Consider the following 25728-nt stretch of genomic DNA (forward strand, 5'->3'; position numbering starts at 1 on the left):
ACCATTCAGTTCGGAGACCGCATCTCCGTCAATTGAAGTCCGACCCGTTTACACAAAAATTCGGACACGCCCTTGCTGAGCACGCTCAACGTTTCGTCTGACAAGTCCGACAAGGGATAGACCATCACAACGCAACGTCACGATCCTCGATAACCCATCGAATCCGAGCACCAGATCGTCGGCGATACCAGCGTTGCGGTCATTGCCGCCGGCCGAAATTGACCTCGCGACAGTACCTAATCTGAGATCCTTGCGAAAGGCGCGCAGGTACGCGGCGCGCCGCAAGCAGCCAGAGCTCATTAAGGACGGCCACCGTTTGATCGGCCATCTGTCCTGCTCGACACCGTGAGCTCGAATCGACAATTGGTGCCTGGCGCAACGCCCAACCACGGCCTGTGTGGTGCAGCAACCATTTTGGGCCTCGTGATCGATGACCTGCTCAGCGATGACGACACGCTCATGACCGGGGCCGTTGGCAACAACCCCTCGACCATGAACGTCTCAGATCAGCCTCAGAAACGGTCATGAAGCCGGCGGGCCCGAAAGGTCGCTCCTGGCCGATGGAGCGGAAGTTGGTAGCCATGGTGCGTGCCATCACCGGACAAAACAGAAGCCCGCTTATACGGGCTTCTGTTGCTTATCTGCTACGCGCTGCGCAGCGGATCGGTGTTTTTGGCGTCTGAATGGCGTCTGTATTCGTAAGTCGTTGATTTTGTTTGTATTAATTCGATCTTGAAGCCGTCCGGATCCGTCACGAACGCGATCACCGTCGTGCCGCCCTTGACCGGCCCGGCCTCGCGCGTCACGTTGCCGCCGGCGGCCTTGATCTTCTCGCAGGCCGCGTAGGCGTCGGGAACGCCCAGGGCGATGTGGCCGTAGGCCGTGCCCATGTCGTAGCTCTCGGTGCCCCAGTTGTAGGTCAGCTCGATCTCGGCCTGGCCGGGGTTGCCGCCGTCGAAGCCGAGGAAGGCCAGCGAGTACTTGTACTCGGGGTTCTCGGAGGTGCGCAGCAGTTGCATGCCGAGCACCTGGGTGTAGAAGTCAATCGAGCGCTGGAGGTTGCCAACGCGCAGCATCGTGTGGAGGAATCTCATGCCCGCGATTGTGCCGGCAAGTCGAAGACCAGGCAGGTCGTAGTGGCGTGCGCGTACAGCGTGCCGTCGGGGCCGGTGAGGCGCGCCTCGGCCGTGGCTAGCTGGCGGCCGCAGTGGACCACGCGGCCCTCGGCGCGCACGCGCTGCACCTGGGGCGTGAGCGCCTTGACCAGGTTCACGCCCAGCTCCGCCGTGGTGTAGCCGCGCCCCGGCGGCATGCGCGTGTGCACGGCGCAGCCCAGGGCCGAATCGAGCAGCGTGGCGAACCAGCCGCCGTGCACCGTGCCCATGGGATTGAGGTGGGCCGCGCCGGGCGTGCCCTGGAACACGGCGCGGCCCTCGTCCACCTCGACGAGCAGGAAGTCCAGCGTGCGCGCGATGGTCGCGTAGGGCAGCTCGCCGCGCAGCATGGCCTGCATCATCTGCAGGCCCGTGAGGTGGGCGATCTGCTCGCGCCGGGCGACGCCGGGGCCTGCGCCGGCATCGAGCCGGGCGGTGGTTTCGCGCTCCTGCGCGAGCCATTGTTCGAGGGGGTGGTTGTGGGTCATGGAGCGCCTTTCCGGTTATTAATTTGCATATGCAATCATTGCAGATACAATAAAACCATGCAAGACGCCGACCCTGCACCCACGCAGCCGCAGGGCTGCACCAACTTCAAGCTGCGCCAGCTCATGCGCCGCGTGTCGCAACACTACGACGCGGAGATGGCGCGCTGCGGGCTCAAGACCACGCAGTACTCGCTGCTCTCGCACGTGCTCAAGCTCGGGCCGATCCGTCCCGGCGACCTGGCGGCGGCGATGACCATGGACGCCTCCACGCTCACGCGCAACCTGCGTCCGCTGGTGGACGCGGGCTGGGTCGCGCTGGAGGCGGGGCCCGACGCGCGCAGCCGTCTTGTGCACATCACCGACGCGGGCCGCGCCAAGCGCGCCGAGGCGCAACGCCGCTGGAAGGTGGCGCAACTGTCCCTGAACGACACGCTGGGCGTGGAGCGCGTGGCGGCGCTGCACGCGCTGCTGGACGATGCGCTGGCGCTGCTCGACCCCGCACCGGAGCCCGGCGATGACGGCGCGCAGTGACTCCCGCACCCTCGCGTGGGTGCTGCTGGCGGCGGCGGGCGCCTTCGCGCTCACGATGGGCACGCGGCAGACCATGGGCCTGTTCCTCTCGCCGCTCAACACCTCCACCGGCCTGGGGCTGGCTAGCATCAGCCTGGCCTTCGCGTTCGGCCAGCTCTGGTGGGGCCTCACGCAGCCCTTCGCGGGCGCGGTGGCCGACCGCATCGGCACGGGGCGCGTGCTGGCCATCGGGGTGGTGCTGGTGGTTGTCGGCACCTGCATCACGCCGCTGATGCAGAGCACGGCGGGGCTGGTCTTCGCCATCGGCGTGCTGGCGGCGGGCGGCGCGGGCATGGCGGGGCCGTCGGTGCTGATGGCCGCCACCGCGCGCCTCGTGCCGCCGCAGCGGCGCGGGCTGGCCAGCGGCATCGTCAACGCGGGCGGCTCGTTCGGCCAGTTCGCCATGGCGCCCATCGCCGTGGGCCTCACCGCCAGCGTGGGCTGGGCGGGCGCGATGCAGTGGCTGGGCGCGCTGATGCTGCTGGCGCTGCCCGCCGCCTGGGTGCTGCGCGGCAACTCCAACGCGCTGGCCGCGCAGGCGGCGGCCGCGTCGGGCATGCGGGCCTTGAGCGCGCGCGAGGCCATCGCGCAAGCCCTGGCCACGCCCGGCTACCGCTATCTGGCGGCCGGCTTCCTGGTCTGCGGCTTCCACGTGGCGTTTCTCGCCACGCACCTGCCGGGCGTGATCGCCGCGTGCGGGCTGCCGCCCGAGGTGGGCGGCTGGGCGCTGGCGGTGATCGGCCTCTTCAACATCGCGGGCAGCCTGCTCATGGGCTGGGCCGTGGGGCGCTGGCGCATGAAGTCGCTGCTGGCGCTGCTCTACACCACGCGCGGCGTGGCGGTGCTGGTGTTCCTGCTGGCGCCCAAGACGCCCGCCGTGGTGCTGGTCTTCTCGGCGGTGATGGGCGTGACGTTCCTCTCCACCGTGCCGCCCACGGCAGGGCTGGTGGCCAAGATGTTCGGCATGGCCAACATGGCGATGCTGTTCGGGCTGGTGATGCTGGCGCACCAGATCGGCGGCTTCCTGGGCGCCTACCTCGGCGGCACGGTGTTCCAGGCCACGGGCAGCTACGACTGGGTCTGGTACGTGGACATCGCCCTGGCCGCGGGCGCCGCGCTGGCGAGCCTGCCGATCCGGGAATCGCACGCGCTGGCACCTGCCAGGGCATGAGCAAAATCGGCCTCCAGCGCTTGTACAGCAAGCGCTGGCAGCTATATTTCTGGTAGCTGGTCTACTGAGAGCCGCGCCTTTTTCCTCGGGCGCCAATCTCCGGCGTCCTACGCGGGCGGGCAGGGCGGGGCAGCTACCGTCGGGACACCTTCCACTCCCGCCGCGCCGCCATGATCGCCATCGTCGTTCCCGCGCATGATGAAGAACGCCACCTCGGCGCCTGCCTGCGCTCATTGCGCCGCGCGGCGCGCTGCCCCCGCCTGGAGGGCGAGGACGTGCTCGTCGTCGTCGCGCTCGACTGCTGCACCGACGGCTCGCACGCCGTCGCCGTGCGCTGGGGCGCGCTCACGGTGCACGTGCAGGCGCGCAACGTGGGCCTGGCGCGCGCGGCCGGGGCGCAGGCGGCGCTGGCGGCCGGTGCGCGCTGGCTGGCCTTCACCGATGCCGACAGCCGCGTCGCGCCCGACTGGCTGTCGCAGCAGCTCGCGCAGCGCAGCGACGCGGTGTGCGGCACGGTGCAGGTGCAGGACTGGCGCGAGCACCCGCCTGGCGTGCGCGCGGCGTTCGAGGCCGGCTACCGCGACGCGGACGGCCACGGCCACATCCACGGCGCCAACCTGGGCGTGAGCGCCCATGCCTACAACGGCGCGGGCGGCTTCGCGCCGCTGGCCTGCCATGAAGACGTGGCGCTGGTGCGCGCGCTGCAGGCCTGGGGCGCGCGCATCGCCTGGAGCGCGGCGCCGCGCGTCACCACCAGCGCACGCCGCAGCTACCGCGCGTGCGAGGGCTTCGGCGCCACGCTGGAGCGGCTGGCGCTGCCGTCCTTGCACGCCATGGGGGCCGCGGCATGAGCGCGTCGGCCATCGCATCCCTGCCCCAGCCGCCAGCGCAGCGCGTGCACGCCTGCCTGGCGGGCGAGGGTGGCGGCGACGCGGCGCAGCAGTTGCGACGCCTGGTGGACGCGGGCTGCGACCGCCTGCCGCTGCCCGGCCAGGGGGCCACGCTCGCGCGCTGGCAGGCGCTGGCCGCCGTGGCGGCGCACGACCTGTCGCTGGCCAAGCTCTACGAAGGCCATACCGATGCGCTGGCCATCCTGGCCGAACTGGGCGGCGCGCCCGGCCCGGCGGGCGCCCTCTGGGGCACCTGGGCGGCCGAGGCGCCCCCGGCCCGCGCCACGCTCACGCCCGACGGGCGGCTGCGCGGCGCGAAGGCGTGGTGCTCAGGCGCCGCATCGCTCACGCATGCGCTGGTGACCGCGTGGCGGCCGGGCCGCGAACACCCCCAGCTCGTGGCCGTGGCGCTGCGCCAGCCCGGCGTGCGCGTGGACGGCCAGGGCTGGCAGGCCGTCGGCATGGCGGGCAGCGCCACGGCGGTCGTGCATTTCGACGACGCGCCCGCCATCGCCGTGGGCGCGGAAGGCGCCTACCTCGACCGCCCCGGCTTCTGGCAGGGCGGCGCGGGCATCGCCGCGTGCTGGTGGGGCAGCGCCTGCACCATCGGCCAGGCGCTGCACCGCGCGGCGCGCCAGCCCTCCGCGCCGCCCTGGCGGCAGGCCGCACTGGGCCGCACGGACGTGGCATTGCAATCCACGGCGGCGCTGCTGCGCGCCGCCGCGGCATGGATCGACGCGCACCCGCGCGCCCCGGCGCAGGCCGTGGCGCTGCGCACGCGCCAGTCGGCCGAGCGCACCGCGCGCACCGTGCTCGACGAAGCCGGCCAGGCGCTGGGCGCCGCCCCGTTCTGCCAGGACGCGGCCTTCGCCCGCCACGCCGCCGACCTGCCCGTGTTCATCCGCCAGAGCCATGGCCCCAAGGACGATGCCGCCCTGGGCCAGTTCGCCGCACAAGAGGAGGCCCCATGGACTTTGTGACCACCGCCGAGCGCGCCGCCACCGTGGCCGCGCCCCCCAGAACGCGCCACATCGCCGGCGCGGGCACGCCCGCCGACGTCTGGCAGTCCTGGCTGGCGCGCATGGGCGTGACACGCCATACCAGCCCGCCCTGGCTCACGCCCGCGCAGCGCCTGGTGGTGGTGGCGCCGCACCCCGACGACGAAGTGCTGGCCTGTGGCGGCCTGCTGCACGGGCACCTGGCGCGCGGCGGCGAGGCACTGGTCGTGGCCGTGACCGACGGCGAGGCCAGCCACCCGGGCGACCCCGAATGGCCCGCGCCGCGCCTGGCCGAGCAGCGCCGCGCGGAAAGCGCGGCCGGCCTGCTGCGCCTCTCGGCCGGGCGGGCGCTGCCCGTGCTGCGCCTGGGCGTGCCCGACGGGCGCGTGATGCGCTATGCGCCGCGCCTGCAGGCCACGCTGGAAGCGCTGCTGCAGCCGGGCGACGTGGCGCTCACCACCTGGCGCTGGGACGGCCACCCCGACCACGAAGCCTGCGGCGCCGCCACCGTGGCCGCCGCCGCACGCCAGGGCTGCACCGTGGCCGAGGCGCCGGTCTGGATGTGGCACTGGGCCGACACCCGCGACCCGCTGATCCCCTGGGCGCGCCTGTGCGCCGTGCCCGTGGCGCCCGATTCGGCCGCCTGCAAGCGCCACGCGCTGGCCCTGCACGCCACGCAGAGAACGCCGCGCGCGGGCGGGCTGCCGCCCATCCTCGAAGAGGCCATCCTGCAGCGCGCCGAGTGGGGCGCAGAATATTTCTTCGTCGAGCCATGAACGCTGGCGCCGCGATGGATGCGCCGTTCTTCGAGCGCCTCTACGCGCGCAGCCCCGATCCCTGGCGCTTCGAGGGCAGCTGGTACGAGGCCCGCAAGCGCGCCCTGGTGCTCGCCAGCCTGCCGCGCCAGCGCTACGGCGCCGCCTTCGAGCCTGCCTGCGCCAACGGCGGCCTGACTGCGCCGCTGACCACGCGCTGCGACCGCCTGCTGGCCTGCGACACCGCCGCCCCGGCCGTGCACGCCACGCGCGAGCGCCTTGCGGGGCAGACGCACGTGGAATGCGTGCAGGCCTGGCTTCCCGAGCAGTGGCCGCACGGCCGCCTGTTCGACCTGGTCGTGCTCAGCGAATTTCTCTACTACCTGGCGCCGCCCGCGCTGGACGCCCTGCTGCATGCCCTGCGCGCGAGCCTGCTGCCGCACGGCACCGTGCTGGCCTGCCACTGGCGGCACCCGATACCGGACTGCGCGCTGGACGGCGACGCCGTGCACGCCTGCCTGCACGCGGGCCTGGCGCTGCCGCGTGTGCTGGAGGTGCGGGATGTGGATTTCCGCCTGGACGTGTGGTGTGCGGGGCCCAGCGCGGCCGGGCTGGAGCATCGGCTGGAATAAGAGAAAAAACGGCCTCCAGCGCTTGTCTGGCAAGCGCTTGCAGCTATCGTTTCGATAGTTTCAGACAGGCACCGTGTAGTTCAGCGTCATGCGCCCGCCGTCCACGGTGACGATCTCGCCAGTCACGTAGCTGGCGGCGTCGCTGGCGAGCCAGGCCACCACGTCGGCCACCTCGGCGGGCTCGCCCAGGCGCTTCATGGGCGTGCGGCCCAGGATCTTGCGCTGGGCGTCCTCGCTGGTCAGCACCGCCTTGGCGGCCAGCTCGGTGGCGATGGTGCCGGGGGCCACGGCGTTCACTCGGATGTTCCTGTCGGCCAGCGCCAGCGCCATCACGCGCGTGAGCTGATTGATGCCGCCCTTGCTGACGTTGTAGCTGGCGATGTTGGGAATCGCCAGCACGCCGTTGACCGAACTCATGTTGACGATGCTGCCGCCACCCGCATCCGCCATGGCGCGCGCCGCCGCCTGGCCCATGAGGAAGGCGCCCTTGAGGTTGACGCGCAGCACGGCGTCGAAGTCCTCCTCGGTCACTTCCAGGAAATCGGCCGCGCGGAAGATGCCGGCGTTGTTCACCAGCACGTCGATGCGCCCGTGCAGCGCCAGCGTCTCGCGCACCAGCGCGTCCACCTGGGCCTTGTCGCCCACGTCGCAGCGCACGAAGGCGGCGCCGGTCTCCTGGGCCAGCGCACGGCCGCGCGCTTCATCCACGTCGGCGACGATGGGCAGGGCACCCTCGCGCGCGAAGCGGCGCACGCAGGCCTCGCCGATGCCCTGGGCGCCGCCCGTGACGATGCACACGCGGCCCCGCAGGCCGAACTGGATGGGGTCTTGGGTCATGGTTAGCGTTTCTGGTACATGGCCTCGATGGCCTGCGCGTAGTGGGCGGAGAGGTTGTTGCGCTTGAGCTTGAGCGTGGGCGTCATGAAGGTGTTCTCGATGGTCCACGGCTCGCGCACCAGGCGCACAGCGCGCGGCACAGCATAGCGCGGAAAGCTGGCAGCCTGCCGCTCGATGCGTGCCAGCGCCGCGCGCTGGACGCTGGGGTGCGCCAGGCTGGCGTCGTCGCCGGGGTCCAGGCCGAGCTGGCGCGCGAGCTGGCGCCATTCCTCGGGCTGCACCACGCCCACGCAGGCGATGAAGGGGCGCTGCTCGCCCACCACGAAGGCCTGGCCGAACAGCGCGTCGCCCGTGATGGCCAGCTCCAGGTCGCCGGGCGGCACCTTCTCGCCGGTGGAGGTGACGATGATCTCCTTGATGCGGCCCAGGATGCGGATGCGGCCGTGAACGATCTCGGCCTGGTCGCCCGTGCCCAGCCAGCCGTCTTCGGAGAGGATGCGGGCGGTGTCCTCGGGGCGCTTCCAGTAGCCCTTCATGACGATGGGGCCGCGCACCTGCAGCTCGCGGTTCTCGCCGATGCGCACCTCCACGCCGGGCAGCGCGCGGCCCACGGTGGCGGGGTCGTTGTCCTCCAGCGTGTTGACGCTGACCACGGGCGTGGTCTCGGTCATGCCGTAGCCCTGCACCAGCGGCAGGCCGAGGCCCAGGAAGCACTGGGCGATGGTGGGCGACAGCGGCGCGCCGCCGCTCACCGCCACGCGCACGCGCCCGCCGAACTGCGCCAGCAGCGGCCGGGCCACCAGCGCGCGCAGCAGCGGCCAGGGCAGGGCGCGCAGCCAGCCGCCCGCGCCGTCCTGCGGCGCGGCAGGCAGGCGCTGCGCGGCGCGGAAGCGCTGCCAGCCCACGGACTGCGCGGCCTGGAACAGGCGCATCTTGAAGGGCGAGGGCGAGAGCTTCTCGATGAGCTTGGCGTGCACGCGCTCGTAGATGCGCGGCACCGACACCAGCACGGTGGGGCGCACGGTGCGCAGGTCCTCGGCCAGCTGCGCCACCGAGCGCGCATAGGCCACGCAGCTGCCCGCGGCCATGGGCAGGTAGTAGCCGCCGGTGCGCTCGAAGGTGTGCGACAGCGGCAGGAAGGAGAGGAACACGTCGTCCGGCGTGGGCACGATGCGCGCTAGCACGGCCTTCACGTCGGCGATCACGTTGGCGTGCGTGAGCATCACCCCCTTGGGCTTGCCGGTGGTGCCGCTGGTGTAGACGATGGCCGCCAGGTCGCCGGGGCCGGGCGGGGGAGGCAGCGGCGTGTCCGGCGCGGCATGGGCCAGCCAGGCGGACAGCGGCGCCACGGGAACATCGCCGGGAGTTGCCTCCGCCACCGGACCGGCGACCACCACGCCCAGCAGGTGCGGCAGGGGCGTGCCCACGGCGCGGATGCGCTCCCACTGCGCCGTGTCGGCCACGACGAGCAGGGACACCTCGGCGTCCGCCAGGATGTAGGCGATGCTGCCGGGGTTGTCGATGGCGTGCAGCGGCACGGGCACGCAGCCGGTGGCGAGCACGGCTTGGTCGATGCTCATCGCATCCAGCCCGTTGGGCAGCAGGATGGCCACGCGCGCGCCGGCGGGCAGGCCGCTGGCGGCCACGGCGCGGCTCCACTGCTGCACGCGCTCGTGCGTCTGGGCCCAGGTGAGGCCAGTCCACTGGCCGGTGGCGGAATCGCACTGGCGGTAGGCCTCGGCGGCGGGGGTGAGGCGCGCGCGCAGGGCCAGCAGCTCGGGCAGCGTCTGCACGGCGTGCAGGTCGGGAAGGGTGGAGGTCATGCGCACCATCGGCCGGCTGTCCCGGCCTTGAAAATGTCAAAAACAGGAGCTGCCAGCGCTTTCCTGGCGAGGCTTGGAAGCGGATTTCGTGCAGATTTCCGCACGACCGTGCCGCGGATTATCGCAGCCAGCGCGTCAGCCGGCGGCTTCCAGCCCGTGGGCGAAATGCGCGCGCATGGTCTGCGCGGCGCCTTGCGCGTCGCGCGCGCGCAGCGCAGACATGACGGCCTCGTGCTCGGCCAGCGAATCCTCAATGCGCCCCTGCTTGAACAGAGAGTGGTGGCGACTGAGCTTCATCACCTTGCGCAGGTCGGCCACCATCTGGCCGCGCCAGCGGTTGTCGGCCAGCTCCAGCAGGCGCAGGTGGAAGCGCTCGTTGAGGGTGAAGAAGCGCTCGCGGTCGCCCGCGGCGGCGGCCAGCTCGGCGTGCAGAGCCTCCAGCTCGCCCAACTGCTGGGGCGTGGCGGTGGACGCCACCACGCCGGCCGCGTCGCTCTCCAGCAGCGCGAGCAGATGGTAGACGTCGTGCAGGTCTTTCTCCGATATCTCCGTCACGTAGGCGCCGCGGCGCACCTTCATCGTGACCAGGCCTTCGGCCGCGAGCACCTTCAGCGCCTCGCGCAGCGGCGTGCGGCTGATGCCGATTTCCTCGGCGATCCTCAGCTCGTCGATCCAGCTGCCGGGCTCCAGCTCCTGGCGGAAGATGCGCTGGCGCAGCAGTTCAGCCACTTCTTCGTACAGGGCTTGGCGGGGCAGCGGGACGGTCTTCATGCGCCCGAGAATATCAGTGCATGGAGGCGCTGGCGGACTGGTAGGTGGCCGGAATGCCCGCCACGGGAACGCCGCCGCGCAGCGCCCCCGCGGACAGGTGCGGCGCGATGGCGGCGCGGGCCGCCAGGAGGGCGGGGAGGTCGACGTGCGTGGCGTAGCCCATGCTCTCCAGCATGAAGACCAGGTCCTCGGTTACGATGTTGCCCGACGCGCCGGGCGCGAAGGGGCAGCCGCCCAGCCCGCCCATGCATGCATCGAATTCGCGGATGCCTTCCTGCAGGCCCGCCAGCGCGTTGGCGAGCCCCAGGCCCATGGTGTCGTGCAGGTGGAGCTTGTGCAGCAGCGGGCCCACAGCGTCCTGCACGGCGCGCACGGTGCCCTGCACCAGGGCCGGATGGGCATAGCCCACCGTGTCGGCCAGGGTGATGCGGTCGGCGCCGGCCAGGGCCAGCGCCTTGGCGGCGGCCACCACGTCTTTCAGCGGCACGGTGCCGGCCACCGAGCAGCCGAAGGCCGAGGCGGTCACGCAATCGACGCGCACGGGCCGCGGCTGCGCGCGCAGCCACTCGATGATGTCGCCGATGGCGGCGATGTGCTCCAGCGTGCCCTTGTTCACGTTGGCGCGGCTGTGCCGGTCGCTGGCCGAGAGCGGAATCACGATGACGTGGGCGCCCGCCGCGTAGGCCGCCATGGCGCCCTTGAGGTTGGCGGCGAGGGCGTAGACCGTCAGCCCTTCGATCTGCAGCGCCTGCGCCACCACCGCCGCGGAGTCGGCCATCTGCGGCACGAGGCGCGGCGAGACGAAGCTGCCGACCTCGATGTCCCTCAGGCCGGCCGCGTGCAGCGCCCGGATCCAGGCGATCTTCGCCTCGGTGGAGACGGGCTGGGCGATCAGCTGCAGCCCGTCGCGGGGGCCGACTTCGGTGACGGTGACGCGCTCGGACATAGCGGGCCTATTGCTGCACCTGGATGTGCGCCGCCTGGATCGTCGCCTTCGCCTTGGCGATGTCGTTCTCGATGAGACGGGGGAGATGTCGGTTTTTGAGCAGAATCTGAAACCAGAGGCAAAAAGTCCTTCTGGATCAATCATTTAGCCTTGCGAAGACGTGCACCTCCGAGCTTGAAGTCTTCCAAGGCTTTTCCGCGCTCAAGCGCTTCGTTCAACCATGTGGGCCGACGCCCGCGCCCGGCCCACGTGTTGCCATCCGCGTCTTGATACACCGCCTTGGCTTGCGATGCTGCTGCTCGCCCTTTCGCGGCGTCAGATGCTGGCCGCTTCGAAGTTTCCGGGCGCTGCTCAAAGAGATCGTCAGGCTCCAGATCGAACTGAGCGATGGCTTCCTTCAACAGAGGAATGATCTCCTCTGCCTCACTGGCTTCGTGCATCGCCTCTTCAAGGCGTTTCTTCATTTGCGCAAGTGTCCTTGGCAATTCAATCTCCTCCTGGTACATAGAATGCGCTGCATCAGAAGTGTTACTCGTAGCAGCTCAGGGACGGATACGGCCAGTTTTGATTTATAAGCTTTTTCTTATTAAGAATCCATTCTTTATCCCGATATGCCAGCTTGGAAAAAGAACTGCTCAGGACCTAGGAGCACCACTCACCAGCCTTTGGGTTCACTACCGCCTTGAACTTCGCGATCTATACCCGTCGTTGGGATAATTGGTTAGATGCTAAGAACTGGTCATAATTGTGTCGTTGTGCGGCTTGATTGCATTGAAGAGGGCTTGGCCCAACGTGGTTTGGTTGGCTCGTTCGAAAACCTCGCCTCCTGACCAAGACGTTCCAAAAGCAATGATGCCCAACCTCTCCAAGTTGGCAAGGGACTCAATGACCTCGGAGGAAGGGCGAGAATATTCGCGCTCTTGGATAATCTCCACCTTATCAGGAAGCCCTTCGATGGCGACTTGCACAAATCTGCCGCTAGGTGAAGAAATGCTGTAGATAGCGGCGAAGACACGGGCGTCGAGAGGAGTCATCTCTTTGAGTATTGAAACAAAGGCTACTCTCGGCTTTCCGCTCTGAACGGAATTGGCCACCAAACGGGCCCATATTTCCAAGACTTCCTCGTCACCTTCAAGGCTGGCTTCGCTGAGAGCAGGTAAAAGAAAGTTAAGCGGCAACTCATCAAGTTTGGACTGAGGCACCCCTAAATTGTGCAACTCGGCCTCCAACTTTTGGTGCAGCTTGAATAAATTCGATGCTCGCTTGAATCGCAGGTTATCCTCTTTGATTCCAAACCATTGTTCCAGTACGCCGCTGAAAAGCTGAGCTAAATATCCACCTGATTTCTGAAGTGTTTCTAGGCCAGTATTCGCTGTTTTGGCAACTTCTTGTATAGCTTTTGCTCCTTCTACCATTGCGTCATCGTCCATATCGCCTCCTGTTTTTTGCCAATTTTGACCACTGCCGACACAACTCACCGGTCGTTTGAGGTCACAGTACTCCGTCTCTTACGATTGGGTTTCGGTGCAGATTGAAAATGCGCGACCGATATGATGATGTGCCGAGATACGATTCAAAACCCTACATAAATAAAAATTCAAAACCACATAAAACTATTGAAGCCTATCGCTTGGTACAGAGGGCTCATTTGTGGACGGTATGGCTGGACGGAGTCTCCTAGGTGCGACGGGCTCACTACCGAGCACATACTTCAGAGATCTTGCGACAAAGCTTCCACCAGTCGCTCTTGAATCTGAACATCTGCTGCTGTTGCGTCTGCTCTTGGGCTTACTGCCCATTGGGAGCACTGAACAGCCATCCTTTTTGATTCAGTCATACCTAAGCACGACAGCCGAAAGACTGTTCCAATGATCTTTCGGCTCTTCTCGGTGTAAATACGTTGCCAGAGGCCGGAATGCTTGTCGGCGAAATGCCGCAGCGTACGCGCGAGCGTCCTTGTTAAATCGGCATCATCCTTGGCAACCAAAAGATCTCCTTTCGGATTGAGTATCTTTGACACATCCATCGCAACGATGCCCCTGTGGCCCGACCCAATCTCGGTTTTAAAAGTCTCTTGAAGTTGTGAGCAGGCCTTGCGCAGATTACCCTCCAGCGCCTGCTCCGTTGTCACCCGTTTGCACTCAACCCAAATCTTTCGTCCCTCGATTTTAATTCCTGTGTCACTGCGCGCGTTCAAGATCGCCTCCACGCTGCGATCTGGACGATGGACCATGGCTGCCACACTGGCTTCGAATAGGAAATTGCGTGCGGCGGTGGATTTTGGGGTTTCATTGGCTGCATTGACCGGGCCATTGACGGCCTTTTTCAGCTTCTCAATCACTGACTTTAGTTGCAGTTGCGGAACGTCCTGCAAGGCCTGGTGGATTCTTGTGAACTCTATGATTTCAAGCAGTGAACTCACAAAGTCTGGGAACGCTTGGTTCGCCTCCTCGATAGAAGCAGTGAGGTACGCATCCTTCCAGTAACCTATGACCTTTTCATAGTTGGAAGTGCGTCCCATCTGCAGGTCAATCCCTAGACTGGCCATCCACTTCATCGCTGCCAGGTACTCCTGATGAATGTTCGAAAAGGAATCCGTAGGGATCATTTATTGAGAAAGTGTTTTATCGATGAATGCTAGCTTGGATAGTCCCGGCCGTTCAAAGTCTTTAGTTGCTACGACAAGAATGAAACTCACTCACTGCCCTTATGGCGCGTCGCTACCACGCTTTCTACGCGTGGACCTTTGTGCAGGTCTGAACTGCTCGACCAGAGCACGCAAAGTATCAGCTTCAGCCTTGTGCTGTGCCACCGCTTGAAGGGCTTGCTGCAGCTCGGTGGCCTGTGCCTGGTTCAGTGTGGAGCTTTCGGCCATGGCGACTCGTGCACTGTCCAATTCCGCAGCCAGTCGAGTCTGGGCGGCATTGGCTTCCAGTAGCTTGGCATGATGATCCCGTTCGGATTCTGCGAGCTTGCTGCGCAGGTGCTCCAGTTGCTTGTCTGCCTGCGCACGCGCGGTGCGCTCCCGGTCAATCTCACGAAGGGCCCGGTGTTCCGCCTCAGTAGCCCGTTGGGCAGCTTCATCAATGGCTGCACGCCCCTTTTCCAACTCGGCACTGAAATGCTGGCGGCTCTTGGCCTGCTCCAGCTTCAGCTCATCCACCTGCCGCGATAGGGCTTCACCCCGTGCCGTAGCGGCCGCGTGAGTGCGCCGCTCCTGCTCCAGTTCGGCACCCAGGCTCTGCAGTTGGTCTGCCAGCTCTGCAACCTTTTCCTGCGCAGCCTGAATTTGCGTCTTCAGATCGGTGTTTCGCTGCTGAACCTCCTCCAGGCTTGCCTGGGCGCTTTGGACCTCAGCGCGGGTCTCAACGCGTATTGCCGTCAGTTCCTCGCGTGCCAATTCTGTCGCCTGTGTCCACAAAACGCTGACGGCCTGACCTGCTGCCTGTTTCAGCGCATCAGGCAGATCCGGGTGGTCGATCTCCACCCGCGCCTTGTCACGCAACTCTTCCCAGAACTTGGCCAGCGCCTCGGCCGGGGCGCTCATGGATCCCTTCCGCACATGCTGATAGAGCTTGCTCGCGGTGGGCGTGATGCCGTGCCGAAAAAACAGCAGCGCGCAGACCTCGCGGTACAGCGTTTTGGTGTCGCTGAATCGCTCCCGCAGGGCTTCAACTTCGGCTTGGATCTCAAGTTCTTGGCTCATATTTAAATAATACAACGTATAACGTATGAATTATTGAATTTATTTCTAATCTCTGGACATAATTACTCTAATGTCCATAGAATTGGCGCCATGAGCAGTTTGACTGTCGCTACGTCCGTTTTCGCGCATCTTGAGCCCTTGGACGGCTTGTTGCTACCCCTGCACCTGTCCGGAGAGCGTGGACGCAATCGGGCTCAGGGCCTGCCTCAGGTTGCGGCCAGTGACGACCGCTCTGCTGTTTTGGCCTGGCTGGCGCGGTACAAGGATTCAGCGGCCACGCTGGCCAGCTATCGCAAGGAGGCGGAAAGGCTGCTGCTTTGGTGTGTGCACCAGCACGGAAAGGCCTTGTCCGATTTGACCCACGAAGATTTCCTGGCCTACGAGACTTTTTTGGAAGATCCACAGCCAGCCGACCGGTGGGTCATGCAGATCGCCCAGAAGGCACCTAGGTCCTCGCCCCACTGGCGTCCGTTCGCCAAGCCACTAGACCGGCAGAGCCAGCGCCAGGCGCTGTCCATCCTGAACAGCCTTTTCAACTGGCTGGTTCAGGCTGGATATCTGGCAGGTAATCCCCTTGCCCTGCGGCGCCGCAAATCCACATCCAGATCAACCAAGACCAGCAGGTTCCTGCCGCAAGAGCATTGGGCGCAGGTTCGCGCAACGATCGAGTCCCTTCCCACGGACACGCCACGCCTTGCACGGCAGGCAGCCCGATATCGCTGGCTCTTTTCCCTCCTTTACATCGGTGGCCTGCGGATCTCCGAGGTCTGCAGCAGCTCCATGGGCGACTTCTACTGGCGGCGAGGGGCTGACGGTCGGGAGCGCTGGTGGCTGGAGATCCTTGGCAAGGGGGAAAAACGCCGTGTGATCCCAGCAACCGACGAACTGATAACGGAACTGATGCGCTACCGAAAAGCGAACGATCTGGCACCGCTTCCACGCGAGGGCGATGCTCTTCCGTTGCTGGTGCCGCTCATTGGTGGTGCCCGCCCCATGGGGCGCAGTGGCGTGCACGAACTAGTCAAGAATGTCTTTCGCGAAACTGCCGTGCGCCTGCGGGCGCTTGGCCCTGATCACGAAGCGGCAGCTACTCATGTGGAGCAAGCCTCTGCCCACTGGATCCGTCACACGGCGGGGACCCATCAAAGCGACAACATGGATCTCAAAGCCGTGCGTGACAACCTGGGACACGCGAACATTGCCACGACAAGCATCTACGTCCATACAGAGGACGATCGGCGCCACGACCAGACCTCCAGCCTGCACAAGCTGGGATGGTCGGTTTCCTGAGGCGACAAGATCGTTCGCCAGTCCTCGCCATCGTGGCAGTCAGATCCAAGCAGATCCACACCGCCAGCGTTCCTGCGCGCTGGGGATTGACTCCAACACCTGCGCCAAAACCCTGTAACCCTGCCCCGGGACGGCTGACCTAGCGTCGGACCTTGAACCTTATCCGCCGGTAACCGATCACGACACCGGTTCCTGCGATGAGCAGACCGCCCAGGCTCAGCGCGATCAAACTCGCCTCCCGCGCGGCCCCCGCAGCCAGCATGGCAGGAAGGTCCCAGCTGTGCAGGAGATTGAACAGCCACCGGCCCGTGCGCTGGGTGCTGTCGGCGCTGTGGACCACATCCCCGGTTGCAGGGTCCAGGTAGACCGTCGTTCGGCCCTCGTCCCCGAATTTCAATCGAAGCACGGGCAACGGCCTTTCCCGGTCGGCGTACATCGACGCCGAGTGGCGCGGGTAGTAGTAGGCGTCGTATGTCTCCAGCACCTCGGTGTGCATGGACCCTCCCGGGCGCAGGCGGGCGGCGGCCGACAGCAGGTGTGCGCGCGGCAACTGCTCCCTCACGGTCCAGCCGCCCACTGCATCCACGATGACACGCGAGCCGCCAGACGCGCTGCGCGCCAGGATGTAGGGGAGTCCGCCAACGACCTTCCATTCCAGCTCGCTGGCGGGAAAGCCCGTCCGGTTCAGCCGTTCCAGCGCATCCTGGGTGGAGAACGTCGCGAGCGAGATTCCAGGCGTTCCCTGGCGATAGGCCGCCACGTCGGGGCGGCCATGTGCAGCATTGAACATCCCTAGCGGATTCATTGACATCAGGCCGCTGAACATCCAGAGGATCATCATGGTTCCGAATGCCAGGCCGGTGATGTGGTGCCACCGCATGGCCGCCTTGCGGTAGGGAGTCCGGTCTCCCGTTTTGTAGGGCTCCCGGAACCGCCAACGCCAGATGCCCGCTGCCGCCCCGGCGATCACGCTGAGCGTTCCCGCCGCCGACAGGATGATCAGCAGCCAGGTCCAGACAGGATCGCTGGAGCCGGCCCGGAACATGTACAGCCAGTGCAGCCAGGCTCCCACGAAGTTCCACAGCCGCTGATGCCGTGGCGCATCGAGCACGACTTCGCCCGTGGCCGAGGACACGTACAGAAGATGGGCCTGTGCGTCATCCATCTGCACTAGGAAAAGCGGGCGATGGGGGTCCAAGGCCCGGCCATGCGACCAACGGTCATCTTCAACCTGGCCGGCCATCCGGGCACCGGCCCTGGGCAGGAAAGCCCGCGCACTCCCCAAGACGGCCGCTGCGTCAGGCGGCGGGAGACGGCGGCCGGTGGTTGCATCCACCACACGCAGCTTGCCATCACCCTCCGTGATCCGGTAAACAGGCTGGCCGCGAATGCTCGTGAGAGCCAAGGATCGCACCCTCTCAGGATCGGCACTTTGCGCCAACGCCGTTTGCGCGGGAACGCAGCAGCCGGGCACCGCCAGCGGCGGCAACGCCCCCAGCCTTTCCTGGGAGAGTAGCTTGGGGTAGCCCACGAACAGCATCACGACCCCGCTCACCAGCCACAGCAGCATCAGGACACAGAAGCCGATGCTGCTCCAGCGATGAAACAGGTACACGAAGCGCTTGGCGTGTGCGCTGCTCCACATGCGCACGCTCCGTCAGAATTTGTGGTTCACGGTCAATTCGATCCGGCGGCCCTCACCGACCAGCCACTGGGTGCCGCTGTAGTACGCGGTAGTGAAGTAGTACCGGTCAAATACATTCGCACCGCGCAGCGTCAGCGTGGTGTCGGGCCGCACCTGCCACTGCACCGCAAGATCGGCCGTCGTGTACGAAGGCAGCAGAATGGTGTTCGCGCTGTTGGCGAACCGCTCCCCCACGTAACGCAGCCCGCCCGAGATCGTCCAGCCGGGCAAGGCCTTCCATCCCAGCCACAGGTTCGCCTGGCGCTTGGGCACGTTGGGCGGGGCGTTCCTGACCCGGGAGACGGCCGCGCCGCCGACCGATTCGGTGAAATCATCGTAGCGGGCCTTGAGCAGGGCCACGTTGGCATCCAGCTGGACCGTGCTGGCCACCGGAAGAGACAAGGCCCCTTCGATGCCCCGGGTCGATTGCTGTCCCACTTGGATCCACAGCGACGGATTGGCGTTGTCCCGGGTCATCAGGTTCTTCTTGGCGATGTGGTACGCCGCCAGGGACCATTCCCCCTTCTTGTCCAGGATCGACTGCTTGATGCCGATTTCAACCTGGCGGCCCATGGTGAAGTCGTACACGCTGTTCGCTGCGGTCATGAACATGAGCGATCGGGCGGGGTCTGCGGCGCGGGAGAGCTGTCCGTAGACCGAGGTGTCCGGCCGGACCATGTACACCGCCCCCAGGCGGGCCCCGACGCTGGAGTACGTCTTCGCGAAATCCTGCGTTCCTGCGATCAGGTTCTGCCGATCGACACGGGCGCTGTCGTAGCGCAGGCCGCCGACCAGCGACAGCCGGTCACTGATCTCGATGCGGTCTTCCGCGAAGAGCGCGTGCTGCTCCGCACGGTTGCGGTAGCGGGGAATGAATAGGAACGGGCTGCTGTAGTAGCCAGGCACGGGATCGAAGGGATCGACCGACGGCGAGGTGCCGGCGTAGGTGTTGTTGGTGTGCTGGAACGAGGTCTTGTTGATGTCGAAACCCACGGACACCTGGTTGGGCAGGCCGAACAGCCTGCCTGTGAAGGAAGCATCGGTGGTATTGCCCACCTGGTACTGGTCATGGCCGATCTCCGTGTTGTCCGCGCGGTCGATCAGGCCGGTGGCAGGGTTGTAGGTGAATGCCTCCGTGTTGCGCCAGTACCGGTCGCTGCCGATGTGGTACAGCTTGCTGCGCACCAGGGTGCCCGCATTCGGCGTCCACTGCACCGCCAGCTCGCTCCAGCGGTCGCGGTATTCGATGGCGCTGTCCAGGACGTTGTAGTTCTGTTCGCGAATGGCTTGCGGAAAGCCTCCGTTGATCATCGGGATACCGGCGTAGCGCATGGGCTTCTGCTGGCCCTGCGCATGGCTGAACTTGACCTGCAGGTCGGGAGACACGTCCAGCTGGACGGCCCCGGAGAAATTCACATTGCGCGAGTCACCGCGCGCCACCCACCCGTCCGAGCGGTCTCCGCTCACGTCGAGCCGGTAGGACAGCACGTCGCTGATGCTGCCCCCGCTGCCGTATGCCAGGGCGCGCTTGCCGTCCGTGCCCACGGTGGCCTGGATCTCGCTGCGGATGGGACCGCGTGTCGGCTTTCTGGGGACGATGTTGATCACGCCGCCAATCGCGCCATCCCCATGGATCACCGAGGCCGGGCCGCGGAGGACTTCGATGCGCTCCACCGACCACGTGTCGAATGGAAAGCTCACGGACACATTGCCGTACTGGCGCGTGCCGTCGTACAGCCGCATGATGGAAGTCGCGTCGGTGAAGCCGCGTGCCGAAAGCGCGCTGCCGCTGTTGCCCGGGTGGCCCATGCTGGAGATGCCGGTGGCGCGGGTGATCGCGTCCATGACGGTGGCGTCGCCGCGTGATTCGAGCTGCTGCCGGTCAATGACTTCTATGCTCGCAGGCGTCTGCAGCGGGGTCAGGTCGAGGTTGGAGCCCGTGGAGGTGGCACGCTCCAGGCGCAGCGACGGATCTGCCGTGACGATGACGGGCGGCAGCGTGGCCGCCGTTTGCGCCAGCGCTGGCTGAGCGGCCAGCAGCGGGGTGAGGAAAGGGACGGCAAAGGCGCCACGAAAGGCGCGGGACTTCGGGGTAGGCATGCGAGTACGGGGATGCGCGGCCGGACGCTGGCCTGGCCGCAGGAGAACAAGGTATTCCTGGCACGGCAAGCGGCGCCAGGACGATCAGCATCCGGCGCATGAACACGCCTGGATGCAGGAACTCAAACCAGGCCCGGAGGTCCCCGCGGAGGAAGAGGCGCCCTCACCGTGGAAGGCAGCGGCGCATCGGAGCGCCATTCGACTACCACCGCTTGCGGCAACGGTGCGGCCGCGGCCGCCCAGGTCTCCGGCGGCGGCAGGGGCAGGAAGCTCAGGCAGGCCGGGCAATCCAGCGTCGAGTGCAGGCCGGACGCCTTGCCCTGCTGGTTCACGTCGCCAACGATCAACACGCTGCCCGCGCTGGTGCAGACAACATGCATGTCCACCGGCTTCGCCAACGGCGATGCAGTGGCGACCGCGAGCGTGGCCATGAACCAGGCCAGCACGAGGCGGCCTAGGAAGTTCATGGTTCGCAAGCGGTTCATGGCGGAGGATTATCGGCCAACGTCTGCGGAACACGTTGCGCCCGCGCAAATGTGGGCCTGCACGGCAGCCGTGCGCTATCCCCTTGGAGCGCATGCCAAAGCCATTCGAAAGAAACATTTCGCTCAGGATGGTTTTACCCGGCGATAATCGGCCCATGCACCGGTTGCGTTCATCTTCAATTCTGGCCCGCCTCGTATTGGCGTGGTTCGTCTTGACGCTGGGCGTAGCCGTGGCATCACCGATCGTCCATCCGCAAGCGATGGAAATCGTCTGCTCCACCGCGAACACGGTGAAACTGGTCGTGGTCGGCGAAGACGACGCGGCCACCGGCATGGAGCATCACACGCTGGATTGCTCCCTGTGCCTGAATGTCGCCACGAACGTTCCGCGCGAGCCACAGACCGCAGTGCACCAGCAACCGCTCGCGCATGCCCTGAAGCCAGTCGTGGCGGCCAGGATGGCGGCGCTTGTGGGCGCGCCGCTGCCCCCTCGCGGGCCTCCAGCACTCGTTAGCTGAATCCAGGCAGCAAGACAGGCCTGCATCCGCCGCGCGCCAGCGCCCGGCTCTTGAGCAGTTCCCTCTCCTGCCGGCTTCTCCCACATGGTTCCTGCCGCGCTGCAGGGTTCGACATCCTTTGTCGGAGAGGTCCGCATGTCTGGCGCAGTGCGTGGGCGTTGTCCCGCGCCTTGATCACACAACGATTCCGGTGTCCCGTGAACAGTCCATATCGATCCCTTGGCCTCTTTCCGCCGCAGCCTCATCGCGGCCTTTTCATCGCATGCTTCGTGCTGCTGCACCTGGCGGCCCTCGGGTCGGCCTATGCGCTAGCCGTCCTCAATGCGCAGAGCCACGAACTACCGCCGGGTGAATACGGCCACGATGCCGTCCACCACACGGGGCGGATGGCTTTGTACCCGGTCATTTCAGAGCGCGTTCCAGCTTCGCACTAGCTTCGTGACAATGGCAATCTGTTTTGCATGAGGCCCGCATGAAGCGGCGGTACGTTCGACCCTTGGCGACCTGGCTCATTGCCTTGATGGCCTTCGTGAGCCTGCATTCGGCGCTGGCGGCCACGCTGGTGCTGATCAAGGGGCCGGACCGGTCCGCCATGGTCGAGGTCTGCACCAACCAGGGTGTGCGCTGGGTGAGCCTGGAAGCGGCGGCCTCCACCGACGAGGTCCAAAAGACGGCGCCATCGGACAGCCCGGACGGCACGCCCCATTGCCCGCTGTGCCGTTTCGTCGGCGATGCGCCCGTGGACCTCCATCGGGACGACCTGTGCTTTGCCCCGCCCCGCAGATTCCAGGTGCCGCCCCGCGCGGCCCCGGTGCCGTGCGCCACAGCAGCACGGGTCATCCTCACCTCAGCGCCGCGCGCCCCGCCGCTGCGGCATTCCTGACCCGTCCCCATTCCCCTGGCGAGCGCTCCTGCAAGGAGCCTTGCCGACCCATCACGCCCCTGTCCGGGCAACTGAAAAACAAACTGCCATGAAACACTATCCATTCACCACCCCTGCCACTGCGCGGCTCACCGCCGTCGCGGCCATTCCCCTGATCCTCGCGGCCTGCGGCGGCGGCGGTGGCGGCGACAGCGCCGCCCCGGCGCCCACCGGCCCGCAAAGCATCACCATCGACTTTGCCGCCAAGGCGGGCAGCCAGAACGTCCAATGCGGCACGCCCATCACCGGGCTGGGAACCGGCGGCGTGACGGCCGAACTGCACGACCTGCGGTTCTACGTCAGCAACGTGGCCCTGCTCAACGAGAAGGACGAACCGGTGTCCGTCACGCTGGACGTGAACGACTGGCAGACCAAGGAGGTCGCGCTGATCGACCTGGAAGACGCCAAGGGCGCCTGCGCGGACGCGGGCACCAGCGCTACCAACTTCCAGATCAAGGGCACCGTACCGGCGGGCACCTACAAGGGCGTCAAGCTGACCGTGGGCGTGCCCGCCAGCCTGAACCACACGGACTACGCCGTGGCCGCCAAGCCGATGGACGTGCAGGCGCTGGCCTGGTCCTGGCAGGCGGGCCGCAAGTTCGCGCAGATCGAGGTCAACCCCCAGGGCGGCGTCGCACGCCCCGCGCCTGCCGCGCCCGGCAGCACCTTCTACGTCCACCTGGGCTCGACGGGGTGCACCGGCAACCCCGTCACCGGGGAGACGGTGAGCTGCGCCCGCCCGAACCGGATGGACTTCCACTTCCACGAGTTCAACACCGCCACCCAGAAGATCGTGCTGGACCTAGCGGGCCTCTACGCAGGCTCCGACCTGGGGACCGACCTGGGCGGCGCGCCGGGCTGCATGTCCGGCGCCACCGACCCCGAGTGCGAGCCCATCTACAAGGCCATGAAGCTGGACCTGGTCACCGGCAAGCCCATTGACGACGGGCACGGCCAGACCGTGTTCCGCACCGAGGCCAAGTGATGGCACGCGACCATTCGCCCCGGCGGATGGCGCGCCGAGCCGTCGGCCTGCTCGGCCTGTCCGGGGCGCTGGCCCTGGGCGGCTGCGGCGGAGGGGGAACCTCCGTCACCGACGGCTCCGGGAGCAGCGCGAGCTGGTCCTGGGCCCTGCCATCCTTCTTCCCCACACCCAAGGTGCCCGAGACCAATGCGCTCACCTCCGAGAAAGTGGAGTTGGGCCGCTTCCTGTTCTACGACCGCCGCCTGTCGGGCAACGGCACGCAGGCTTGCGCCAGCTGCCACATCCAGTCCAAGGCGTTCACCGACGGGTTGACGACCTCGCTGGGCTCGACCGGCCAGTTCCACCCCCGCAACGCACAGGGCCTGGCCAACGTGGTCTACAACGCCACGCTCACCTGGGCGAACCCCTCGCTGGTCACGCTCGAAAAGCAGATGGAAACGCCGCTGTTCGGAACGGACCCGGTGGAAATGGGCGTCAACGACGGGAACAAGGCCGATATCCTCGCGCGCCTCGCGGCTGACGGAGGCTACACGGACCGGTTCGCCAAAGCCTTTCCCGGCCAGCAGGCGCCCATCACCTGGGGCAACGTCATCCACTCGATTGCATCGTTCCAGCGCACCATCCTGTCGGGCAACAGCAAGTACGACCAGTACCTCAAAGGCACCGCGAAGCTCTCGGCCGCCGAGGAGCGCGGGATGAACCTGTTCTTTGGTGAGAAGGCCGAGTGCTTCCACTGCCACAGCAGCTTCAACTTCAACGACCAGATCGTGCACGCGGGCAGCCGCATCGTGGAAACGCCGTTCCACAACACCGGGCTCTACAACATCGGCGGCACGGGGGCGTTTCCCGAACCCAATCGCGGGGTCTACGAGCTGACGCAACTGGTCAAGGACATGGGCAAGTTCCGCGCGCCCAGCCTGAGAAACGTGGAAGTGACCGGCCCCTACATGCACGACGGCAGCATCACCACCCTGGAGGAGGTGCTGGAGTTCTATGCGGCGGGCGGCAGGAACATCACTTCCGGGCCGCATGCGGGCGACGGGCGGGCGAACCCGAACAAGAACGACTTCATCAACCAGATTTCGCTGGACGCACAGGAGCGCGCCGACATCGTCGCCTTCCTCAAGTCCCTGACGGATCACGAGTTGCTCACCAACCCCAAGCTGGCCGACCCCTTTGCGGCCGCAGGAGCGCAGTAGCATGGCTTCACACTTCACACCACGGCGATCCCGCGCCAGTTGGGTCGCATTCTTGGCGCTGTCGGGCGCGCAGGCCGTGCTGGCCCATGACACAGGCGACTCGTCCATTCCCGAAGCCAACGGGCTGCGCGTCGACGCGGCGGCGGCCGTCAGCTACCTGCATTCCAGCCAGAGCGCACCGGCACCGCGCCTCACGGGCGTGCTGGGCCTGGGCGACACGCCCGCCGACCGCCGGGGATGGGAGCTGGAGCACGGCACCCTGGGGCTGGGCGCGCGGTTCGCGCCGCAACTCGGCGCTGCGGTGGCCGTGGGCTGGCACGGCAAGGACCGAGCGCACGTCGAGTCCGCATGGGTCGAGGCGCGAGCCTCCGAGGCATCGGACCTCACGCTGGGCGGTGGCCGCAGCCGCATGCCACTCGGCCCGGTGATCGGCAACGCCGGGCACTTCGACCGCTATGCGCAGACGCCGCTGGCCAAGCGCGCGCTGTTCAATGGCGACTGGATCGAGGACGGCCTCAACGCCGCGTGGCGCCCGCACCTCGAAGGCGCCTGGGAATGGCTGCAGGCCGTCGATGTGGGCCTGTGGCGCGCCAGGACCTTCCCCGGCAGCGAGAACACCCGCTGGGCGCCCACCCTCCACGTGCGCGCGGCATGGGCCGATTGGGTCATCGACGGTTTCTACAGCCGCCTCCGGCCCGAAGGGCGCGGCGCTTACGTCCAGCGCAGCAACACGGGCCACATCCACACCGCGCCGCAGTGCAACGCCAGCCTGCGCGACATCACCTGCTTTGACGGCACGGTGGACCTGGCGGGGGCCAGCGCCACCTGGGAGACGCCGATCCAGGGCGTGACGCTGTCCGGGGCGGGCCTGCTGCGCCGTGAGCGCGGCAGCCTCTATTCGCAGAACGGCGATACCGCCTACCGGGGCAAAGCCGTGGGCGGGTGGATCGAGGCCGTCTGGCAGCCCAGCGCCCAATGGGACTTCGGCGTGCGCCAGGAATGGCTCAGGAACACCAACAGCGTGAGCGGGCCGGGCGCGGCCCTGGTGGCGGCGGATGCCAGCCTGCTGCCCAACGACCCATCGCGCCGGTTTTCCGCGATGGCGGGCTGGCGGCCGTTCGCGGGCTGGCTTTTTACCCTGGAAGCGGCGCGCGAGCGCGTCGCGGGCAAGGGCAGCACCGTGCTGGCCTTGCGGGCGCTCTGGACGCCGGGACCACTATTTGAAAGGAACTGGTAATGCACTCGGAATACTTCGGTCGGCGGCTCGCGCTGCGCTCGCTGGCCGCCATCGCCCTGCTCGTTGCGGCGGCAAGCACCCATGCCCATGATTTTCGGGCGGGCAGCCTGGTCATCGACCATCCCTATGCCACCCCTTCCCTGGCGGGCGCACCCAATGGCGCGGCCTATTTCCGGAGCATACGCAACCGTGGGGCGAGTGCCGACCGGCTGCTGGGTGCGACGACAGAGGCTGCGGAGCGGGTCGAACTGCACGAGATGACCATGGACGGCAACGTCATGCGGATGCGCGAGGTGCCCGCGATCGACCTGCCAGCGGGGCAGGAGGTCCAGTTGCGGCACGGCCAGCGCTGGCACCTCATGCTCGTCAACCTGCGGCAGCCGCTGGCTGTCGGCGACCGCTTCGACCTGACCCTGAAGTTCGAGAAAGCGGGCGAGCACAAGGTAAAGGTGTGGGTCCAGCAGCCCAGGGCGGGCGCCGCGACGGGCGGGCACCAGCACTGAGGCCATGCGGCCTGGCCTGAGATGGGTCGGCAGCGGCCCCCTTGCACCCAACCGCTGGAGTTTT

The 25728-nt window shown here is 66.8% G+C and carries 26 protein-coding genes; 13 read left to right on the plus strand and 13 right to left on the minus strand.

Annotated elements, in window-relative coordinates; translation table 11 throughout:
* Positions 1-644: 644 nt before the first annotated feature.
* Together gloA and AVS7_RS08795 are read right to left on the minus strand one after the other, a co-directional pair.
* Positions 645-1094: a lactoylglutathione lyase gene (gloA, locus tag AVS7_RS08790; protein WP_034690392.1), complete on the minus strand. Its 450-nt coding sequence runs from the start codon at positions 1092-1094 to the stop codon at positions 645-647.
* Positions 1091-1642, minus strand: coding sequence for a PaaI family thioesterase (locus AVS7_RS08795; protein ID WP_020228082.1), 552 nt, complete (start codon positions 1640-1642; stop codon positions 1091-1093). Before AVS7_RS08795 ends, gloA begins: the two co-directional genes overlap by 4 nt.
* 57 nt (positions 1643-1699) lie before the next feature.
* Between AVS7_RS08795 and AVS7_RS08800 the strand changes: the two genes are divergently transcribed.
* From AVS7_RS08800 to AVS7_RS08825, 6 genes are all read left to right on the plus strand, one after another.
* The gene (locus AVS7_RS08800) at positions 1700-2173 is read left to right on the plus strand and encodes a MarR family winged helix-turn-helix transcriptional regulator (protein WP_020228083.1); all 474 of its coding nucleotides are present in this window, start codon (positions 1700-1702) and stop codon (positions 2171-2173) included.
* The gene (locus AVS7_RS08805; RefSeq protein ID WP_020228084.1) at positions 2157-3383 is read left to right on the plus strand and encodes an MFS transporter; all 1227 of its coding nucleotides are present in this window, start codon (positions 2157-2159) and stop codon (positions 3381-3383) included. Before AVS7_RS08800 ends, AVS7_RS08805 begins: the two co-directional genes overlap by 17 nt.
* 170 nt (positions 3384-3553) lie before the next feature.
* Entirely contained in the window at positions 3554-4234 is a 681-nt protein-coding gene (locus AVS7_RS08810; protein WP_020228085.1) for a glycosyltransferase family 2 protein, read from the plus strand.
* On the plus strand, positions 4231-5253 hold the full coding sequence (locus AVS7_RS08815) for a hypothetical protein (protein ID WP_020228086.1): 1023 nt from the start codon (positions 4231-4233) through the stop codon (positions 5251-5253). The genes AVS7_RS08810 and AVS7_RS08815 overlap by 4 nt, the downstream gene beginning before the upstream one ends.
* The gene (locus AVS7_RS08820) at positions 5241-6047 is read left to right on the plus strand and encodes a PIG-L deacetylase family protein (RefSeq protein ID WP_020228087.1); all 807 of its coding nucleotides are present in this window, start codon (positions 5241-5243) and stop codon (positions 6045-6047) included. Before AVS7_RS08815 ends, AVS7_RS08820 begins: the two co-directional genes overlap by 13 nt.
* Entirely contained in the window at positions 6044-6658 is a 615-nt protein-coding gene (locus tag AVS7_RS08825) for an SAM-dependent methyltransferase (RefSeq protein WP_034690394.1), read from the plus strand. Before AVS7_RS08820 ends, AVS7_RS08825 begins: the two co-directional genes overlap by 4 nt.
* Before the next feature lie 60 nt (positions 6659-6718).
* Here AVS7_RS08825 and AVS7_RS08830 read toward each other — a convergent pair whose 3' ends face one another.
* The 8 genes from AVS7_RS08830 to AVS7_RS08860 form a co-directional block, all read right to left on the minus strand.
* Positions 6719-7495 (minus strand): SDR family NAD(P)-dependent oxidoreductase, encoded by a 777-nt coding sequence (locus AVS7_RS08830; RefSeq protein WP_020228089.1) that lies wholly within the window; start codon positions 7493-7495, stop codon positions 6719-6721.
* Between the two features lie 2 nt (positions 7496-7497).
* Positions 7498-9318 (minus strand): long-chain fatty acid--CoA ligase, encoded by a 1821-nt coding sequence (locus AVS7_RS08835; protein ID WP_200405918.1) that lies wholly within the window; start codon positions 9316-9318, stop codon positions 7498-7500.
* Positions 9319-9453: 135 nt separating this feature from the next.
* On the minus strand, positions 9454-10089 hold the full coding sequence (locus AVS7_RS08840) for a GntR family transcriptional regulator (RefSeq protein ID WP_020228091.1): 636 nt from the start codon (positions 10087-10089) through the stop codon (positions 9454-9456).
* Positions 10090-10102: 13 nt separating this feature from the next.
* Positions 10103-11035: a hydroxymethylglutaryl-CoA lyase gene (locus AVS7_RS08845; protein WP_020228092.1), complete on the minus strand. Its 933-nt coding sequence runs from the start codon at positions 11033-11035 to the stop codon at positions 10103-10105.
* 140 nt (positions 11036-11175) lie between these two features.
* The gene (locus AVS7_RS08850; protein ID WP_159402782.1) at positions 11176-11499 is read right to left on the minus strand and encodes an H-NS family nucleoid-associated regulatory protein; all 324 of its coding nucleotides are present in this window, start codon (positions 11497-11499) and stop codon (positions 11176-11178) included.
* Between the two features lie 264 nt (positions 11500-11763).
* Positions 11764-12465, minus strand: a complete 702-nt coding sequence (locus tag AVS7_RS23610; RefSeq protein WP_024001205.1) for an Abi-alpha family protein — start codon at positions 12463-12465, stop codon at positions 11764-11766.
* Positions 12466-12746: 281 nt separating this feature from the next.
* Complete coding sequence (locus AVS7_RS24330; protein WP_024001206.1) at positions 12747-13592, minus strand: hypothetical protein; 846 nt, start codon at positions 13590-13592, stop codon at positions 12747-12749.
* 150 nt (positions 13593-13742) lie between these two features.
* Positions 13743-14741: a DNA-binding protein gene (locus AVS7_RS08860; protein WP_020228094.1), complete on the minus strand. Its 999-nt coding sequence runs from the start codon at positions 14739-14741 to the stop codon at positions 13743-13745.
* 90 nt (positions 14742-14831) lie between these two features.
* Between AVS7_RS08860 and AVS7_RS08865 the strand changes: the two genes are divergently transcribed.
* On the plus strand, positions 14832-16031 hold the full coding sequence (locus tag AVS7_RS08865) for a tyrosine-type recombinase/integrase (protein ID WP_020228095.1): 1200 nt from the start codon (positions 14832-14834) through the stop codon (positions 16029-16031).
* A 139-nt stretch (positions 16032-16170) separates the two neighbouring features.
* Here AVS7_RS08865 and AVS7_RS08870 read toward each other — a convergent pair whose 3' ends face one another.
* The 3 genes from AVS7_RS08870 to AVS7_RS08880 all read right to left on the minus strand — a co-directional run bounded on the left by AVS7_RS08870 (position 16171) and on the right by AVS7_RS08880 (position 20300).
* On the minus strand, positions 16171-17676 hold the full coding sequence (locus tag AVS7_RS08870) for a hypothetical protein (RefSeq protein ID WP_020228096.1): 1506 nt from the start codon (positions 17674-17676) through the stop codon (positions 16171-16173).
* A gap of 12 nt (positions 17677-17688) precedes the next feature.
* The gene (locus tag AVS7_RS08875) at positions 17689-19815 is read right to left on the minus strand and encodes a TonB-dependent siderophore receptor (protein WP_020228097.1); all 2127 of its coding nucleotides are present in this window, start codon (positions 19813-19815) and stop codon (positions 17689-17691) included.
* A 122-nt stretch (positions 19816-19937) separates the two neighbouring features.
* Positions 19938-20300 (minus strand): DUF2946 family protein, encoded by a 363-nt coding sequence (locus tag AVS7_RS08880; protein ID WP_024001208.1) that lies wholly within the window; start codon positions 20298-20300, stop codon positions 19938-19940.
* A gap of 155 nt (positions 20301-20455) precedes the next feature.
* Between AVS7_RS08880 and AVS7_RS08885 the strand changes: the two genes are divergently transcribed.
* The 6 genes from AVS7_RS08885 (at position 20456) to AVS7_RS08910 (ending at position 25664) form a co-directional block, all read left to right on the plus strand.
* Complete coding sequence (locus AVS7_RS08885; RefSeq protein ID WP_034690398.1) at positions 20456-20818, plus strand: hypothetical protein; 363 nt, start codon at positions 20456-20458, stop codon at positions 20816-20818.
* A gap of 472 nt (positions 20819-21290) precedes the next feature.
* On the plus strand, positions 21291-21701 hold the full coding sequence (locus tag AVS7_RS08890) for a DUF2946 family protein (protein WP_144425066.1): 411 nt from the start codon (positions 21291-21293) through the stop codon (positions 21699-21701).
* Positions 21702-21789: 88 nt separating this feature from the next.
* Positions 21790-22725, plus strand: a complete 936-nt coding sequence (locus AVS7_RS08895; protein ID WP_020228101.1) for an MbnP family copper-binding protein — start codon at positions 21790-21792, stop codon at positions 22723-22725.
* Positions 22725-23924: a methanobactin export MATE transporter MbnM gene (locus AVS7_RS08900; RefSeq protein WP_024001211.1), complete on the plus strand. Its 1200-nt coding sequence runs from the start codon at positions 22725-22727 to the stop codon at positions 23922-23924. Before AVS7_RS08895 ends, AVS7_RS08900 begins: the two co-directional genes overlap by 1 nt.
* A 1-nt stretch (position 23925) precedes the next feature.
* The gene (locus tag AVS7_RS08905) at positions 23926-25161 is read left to right on the plus strand and encodes a hypothetical protein (protein ID WP_034690400.1); all 1236 of its coding nucleotides are present in this window, start codon (positions 23926-23928) and stop codon (positions 25159-25161) included.
* On the plus strand, positions 25161-25664 hold the full coding sequence (locus AVS7_RS08910) for a copper chaperone PCu(A)C (protein WP_020228104.1): 504 nt from the start codon (positions 25161-25163) through the stop codon (positions 25662-25664). The genes AVS7_RS08905 and AVS7_RS08910 overlap by 1 nt, the downstream gene beginning before the upstream one ends.
* Positions 25665-25728: the final 64 nt, after the last annotated feature.

It is taken from the genome of Acidovorax sp. MR-S7 (assembly GCF_000400995.2).
Taxonomy (GTDB): Bacteria; Pseudomonadota; Gammaproteobacteria; order Burkholderiales; family Burkholderiaceae_C; genus MR-S7.

Bases quoted from the DNA above. Each gene is read 5' to 3' on its own strand.
- AVS7_RS08870 (WP_020228096.1), bottom strand. From the start codon at position 17,676: ATGTGGAGCAGCGCACACGCCAAGCGCTTCGTGTACCTGTTTCATCGC.
- AVS7_RS08800 (WP_020228083.1), top strand. From the start codon at position 1,700: ATGCAAGACGCCGACCCTGCACCCACGCAGCCGCAGGGCTGCACCAAC.
- AVS7_RS08875 (WP_020228097.1), bottom strand. From the start codon at position 19,815: ATGCCTACCCCGAAGTCCCGCGCCTTTCGTGGCGCCTTTGCCGTCCCT.
- AVS7_RS08835 (WP_200405918.1), bottom strand. From the start codon at position 9,318: ATGACCTCCACCCTTCCCGACCTGCACGCCGTGCAGACGCTGCCCGAG.
- AVS7_RS08845 (WP_020228092.1), bottom strand. From the start codon at position 11,035: ATGTCCGAGCGCGTCACCGTCACCGAAGTCGGCCCCCGCGACGGGCTG.
- AVS7_RS08805 (WP_020228084.1), top strand. From the start codon at position 2,157: ATGACGGCGCGCAGTGACTCCCGCACCCTCGCGTGGGTGCTGCTGGCG.
- AVS7_RS08900 (WP_024001211.1), top strand. From the start codon at position 22,725: ATGGCACGCGACCATTCGCCCCGGCGGATGGCGCGCCGAGCCGTCGGC.
- AVS7_RS08910 (WP_020228104.1), top strand. From the start codon at position 25,161: ATGCACTCGGAATACTTCGGTCGGCGGCTCGCGCTGCGCTCGCTGGCC.
- AVS7_RS08810 (WP_020228085.1), top strand. From the start codon at position 3,554: ATGATCGCCATCGTCGTTCCCGCGCATGATGAAGAACGCCACCTCGGC.
- AVS7_RS08905 (WP_034690400.1), top strand. From the start codon at position 23,926: ATGGCTTCACACTTCACACCACGGCGATCCCGCGCCAGTTGGGTCGCA.
- AVS7_RS23610 (WP_024001205.1), bottom strand. From the start codon at position 12,465: ATGGACGATGACGCAATGGTAGAAGGAGCAAAAGCTATACAAGAAGTT.
- AVS7_RS24330 (WP_024001206.1), bottom strand. From the start codon at position 13,592: ATGAAGTGGATGGCCAGTCTAGGGATTGACCTGCAGATGGGACGCACT.
- AVS7_RS08815 (WP_020228086.1), top strand. From the start codon at position 4,231: ATGAGCGCGTCGGCCATCGCATCCCTGCCCCAGCCGCCAGCGCAGCGC.
- gloA (WP_034690392.1), bottom strand. From the start codon at position 1,094: ATGAGATTCCTCCACACGATGCTGCGCGTTGGCAACCTCCAGCGCTCG.
- AVS7_RS08860 (WP_020228094.1), bottom strand. From the start codon at position 14,741: ATGAGCCAAGAACTTGAGATCCAAGCCGAAGTTGAAGCCCTGCGGGAG.
- AVS7_RS08895 (WP_020228101.1), top strand. From the start codon at position 21,790: ATGAAACACTATCCATTCACCACCCCTGCCACTGCGCGGCTCACCGCC.
- AVS7_RS08820 (WP_020228087.1), top strand. From the start codon at position 5,241: ATGGACTTTGTGACCACCGCCGAGCGCGCCGCCACCGTGGCCGCGCCC.
- AVS7_RS08885 (WP_034690398.1), top strand. From the start codon at position 20,456: ATGCACCGGTTGCGTTCATCTTCAATTCTGGCCCGCCTCGTATTGGCG.
- AVS7_RS08830 (WP_020228089.1), bottom strand. From the start codon at position 7,495: ATGACCCAAGACCCCATCCAGTTCGGCCTGCGGGGCCGCGTGTGCATC.
- AVS7_RS08825 (WP_034690394.1), top strand. From the start codon at position 6,044: ATGAACGCTGGCGCCGCGATGGATGCGCCGTTCTTCGAGCGCCTCTAC.
- AVS7_RS08865 (WP_020228095.1), top strand. From the start codon at position 14,832: ATGAGCAGTTTGACTGTCGCTACGTCCGTTTTCGCGCATCTTGAGCCC.
- AVS7_RS08850 (WP_159402782.1), bottom strand. From the start codon at position 11,499: ATGAAGAAACGCCTTGAAGAGGCGATGCACGAAGCCAGTGAGGCAGAG.
- AVS7_RS08840 (WP_020228091.1), bottom strand. From the start codon at position 10,089: ATGAAGACCGTCCCGCTGCCCCGCCAAGCCCTGTACGAAGAAGTGGCT.
- AVS7_RS08890 (WP_144425066.1), top strand. From the start codon at position 21,291: ATGAAGCGGCGGTACGTTCGACCCTTGGCGACCTGGCTCATTGCCTTG.
- AVS7_RS08880 (WP_024001208.1), bottom strand. From the start codon at position 20,300: ATGAACCGCTTGCGAACCATGAACTTCCTAGGCCGCCTCGTGCTGGCC.
- AVS7_RS08795 (WP_020228082.1), bottom strand. From the start codon at position 1,642: ATGACCCACAACCACCCCCTCGAACAATGGCTCGCGCAGGAGCGCGAA.